Source organism: Acinetobacter sp. Swhac1 (assembly GCF_013390985.1).
In the GTDB taxonomy this organism is placed as follows: domain Bacteria; phylum Pseudomonadota; class Gammaproteobacteria; order Pseudomonadales; family Moraxellaceae; genus Acinetobacter; species Acinetobacter towneri.
In genome coordinates this window covers 1-2,883 of sequence record NZ_JACASN010000077.1, presented here as the reverse complement: position 1 = coordinate 2,883, position 2,883 = coordinate 1, and the positions used below count along the sequence as shown (strand labels likewise).

At 42.7% G+C, this 2,883-nt stretch carries 4 protein-coding genes; all 4 read left to right on the top strand.

Features of this window, described 5'->3' with window-relative positions; all coding sequences use genetic code 11:
* Nucleotides 1-474: Hsp70 family protein (locus HX743_RS15790; RefSeq protein WP_178319653.1), on the top strand; the 474-nt coding region annotated here is incomplete at its 5' end.
* A 115-nt stretch (nucleotides 475-589) separates the two neighbouring features.
* On the top strand, nucleotides 590-1,414 hold the full coding sequence (gene blaOXA, locus HX743_RS15785) for an OXA-211 family carbapenem-hydrolyzing class D beta-lactamase (RefSeq protein WP_148825233.1): 825 nt from the start codon (nucleotides 590-592) through the stop codon (nucleotides 1,412-1,414).
* A gap of 82 nt (nucleotides 1,415-1,496) precedes the next feature.
* Nucleotides 1,497-2,408, top strand: a complete 912-nt coding sequence (locus HX743_RS15780) for a matrixin family metalloprotease (protein WP_148825231.1) — start codon at nucleotides 1,497-1,499, stop codon at nucleotides 2,406-2,408.
* A 114-nt stretch (nucleotides 2,409-2,522) separates the two neighbouring features.
* A partial coding sequence (locus tag HX743_RS15775) for a hypothetical protein (RefSeq protein ID WP_178319652.1) occupies nucleotides 2,523-2,883 on the top strand: 361 nt, incomplete at its 3' end.

The following is a 2,883-nucleotide window of genomic DNA, read 5'->3' as shown; positions in this document are numbered from 1 at the left end:
AAGAGCACTGGTAAAGAGCAATCAATCCAGATTAAAGCAAACTCAGGTTTGTCTGATGCTGAAATCGAAGCAATGATCAAAGATGCTGAAGCGAATGCTGAAGAAGACCGTAAGTTCGAAGAACTTGCGAAAGCACGTAACGAAGCGGATGCATTGGTATCTTCTGCTCAAAAAGCAGTGAAAGATCTAGGCGAGCAAGTAACTGCTGACGAAAAAACTGCTGTTGAAACTGCAGTCGCTGAGCTTGAAACTTCAACTAAAGAAAATGATGTAGAAGACATCAAAGCGAAAACTGAAGCACTTCAAAACATCATCATGCCGATCACGCAACGCGCTTATGAAGCTGCGCAAGGTCAAGGCGGTGCTGAAGGGTTCGACCCGAATGCATTCGGTGGTGACGCTGGTCAACAACAAAAAGCGGACGATGGCGTTGTAGATGCTGAGTTCACTGAAGTAAAAGATGACAAAAAATAATTTGTCTCTGTAATAAAAAACCGCGCTAAAGCGCGGTTTTTTATTACCTAAATATTGTTGTTTCACATTCCACTTTTACATTAGGATGATAAAAAAATTTAGATCTCAGCCTTCAATGAAAACTGTAGAGTTGTGCCTCATCGCCCTCATTGCTACCTTCGGTTCTGCATGTACCACAATAAGCCCCTCCGTAGAAACAGCTAAAAACCAACATCAGCAAAGCGCGCAGCAGCAGATCCAACAAGCCTTCAATCAACTCCAAACCACTGGGGTGATTGTCATTAAGGATAAACATGGCTTACACAGCTACGGCAATGACTTGAGCCGCGCCCAGACACCCTATGTACCTGCCTCTACCTTTAAAATGCTGAATGCCTTAATCGGACTAGAGCATGGTAAAGCAACCAGCACCGAGGTGTTTAAATGGGATGGTCAAAAGCGTAGTTTCCCTGCCTGGGAAAAAGACATGACTTTAGGGCAAGCCATGCAAGCATCTGCCGTTCCCGTTTATCAGGAGCTTGCACGGCGCATTGGCCTAGACCTAATGCAAAAAGAAGTACAGCGCATTGGATATGGCAATCAACAGATTGGCACCGTTGTCGATAATTTTTGGTTAGTCGGTCCACTGCAAATTACGCCTGTTCAAGAAGTCCTTTTTGTGGAGAAACTGGCCAATACACAACTCGCTTTTAAACCCGATGTACAACATGCAGTACAAGACATGTTGCTGATTGAACAAAAACCGAATTATAAACTCTACGCCAAATCTGGTTGGGGCATGGACCTAGAACCGCAAGTGGGCTGGTGGACAGGCTGGGTCGAAACAGCAACAGGTGAAAAAGTGTATTTTGCTTTGAATATGCAGATGAAAACAGGAATTTCAGCCAGCGTGCGTGAGCAACTGGTCAAACAAAGTCTAACAGCACTGGGGATAATTTAAGCCCCCAGAGAAGACGCATTTTTTATGTTGCAAAGGTATTTTTTACGCTAAAGTAGCTAAAAATAAAGATATATGAAGAAATATGCGTCAAAGTCTCTTGTTTGCTTTACTGGGCTTTTTAGGGTTCATTCTGTATCAAAATATACAACAGCCCCAGCTGCGTCTCAATCCACTGCTGGATCGGCTCACCCATCCTTTCGATCAGCGTATTCGCTATCGTATTGCGGAAGTCGATCCGCGTTTTGGTCTTAGTGAACATGAGTTAAAGTACATTAGCCAGCAAGCCACGGATATTTGGAAGCAGGGTTTGGGCCAAGACTACTTTGTCTATGACCCCAATGCTCGGCTCAGTATTCGACTCATTTATGACCAGCGTCAAGATGAGTCGGTACAGCGCCGTGATCAACTGTCTAAACTGACACAAAATGAACAAGGGCTGAGTCAGAAGAATACTGAACTCAAAGCCATGCAACAAAATCTGGCACGTCACTCAGGGGCCTTAGATGTGCAAAAACAGAGTCTACAAGACCTTAGCCAAAACTATAATGCCATGATCCGTCAGTATAACCAGCACGGCGGAGTTCCTGCTTCGCAGCAAGCTACCGTGCAACAAAGTTTGGCGCAGCTGCGTCAACAGCAACACGTTTTAGACCAACAAATTGCCAGCTTTAACCTGCAAGTGAATGCCTACAACCAAAAAGTAGATGAGCTGAACCGTTTAGATCAAGGTCATAATCTCGCGATTGACCAATTCAACCAGCGCTTTCAACCCCGTCTATTTGATAAAGGACTGTTCAATGGGCGTGAAATTCATATTTATGAGTTTGAGTCCAAAGAAGACTTACGTCTGACTTTAGCGCATGAATTTGGCCATGCCCTCGGAATGAAACATCATAATGATCCGAAAGCCCTGATGTACCCAATGCTAGAAGAGCAAGATATGCAGCATTTCCGTTTACAAAGTGCCGATATTGCATTGTTTAATGCCCGTTGAAATGATGAATTACTAAAAAAATCCCCTAATTTTAATATGTGTATGAAATACAATCACAGCACATCTTGACTCGGGTTCGTGTTATTGTAAATAATTGAATATCCACTAGAAGCTTTGGAGACGAATGTGAGTTACTACCATATCTTAATCGAAGTAAATGACCACATCAGTACGATTGAAGAAACTCGTGATATCGAAATCTTTGATATTGTTGAGATTCAACCTTATCTCCATTCTATTCTATTGCCCTATTTTAACGAGCAGCTGTTAGAACTTGAAGATGAAAATTTAGAGTTTAAGGATGTTTTACATCTGGAAGTGAAACAGACGCTTTTACCGATCAATGACTTGATCGAAGAAGAACAGAAACTGTTACCGAGTGACACCGATGTCACCATTACTGCCTATGAAGTTTTTAATAACCGTGACTTAAGCCAAGATGTCACCACGATTATTTTTGACTTACTCGATGCAA

What these genes read in the sequence shown, in the direction of transcription:
- HX743_RS15780 (WP_148825231.1), top strand. Translation starts at nt 1,497, where the DNA reads ATGCGTCAAAGTCTCTTGTTTGCTTTACTGGGCTTTTTAGGGTTCATT.
- blaOXA (WP_148825233.1), top strand. Translation starts at nt 590, where the DNA reads ATGAAAACTGTAGAGTTGTGCCTCATCGCCCTCATTGCTACCTTCGGT.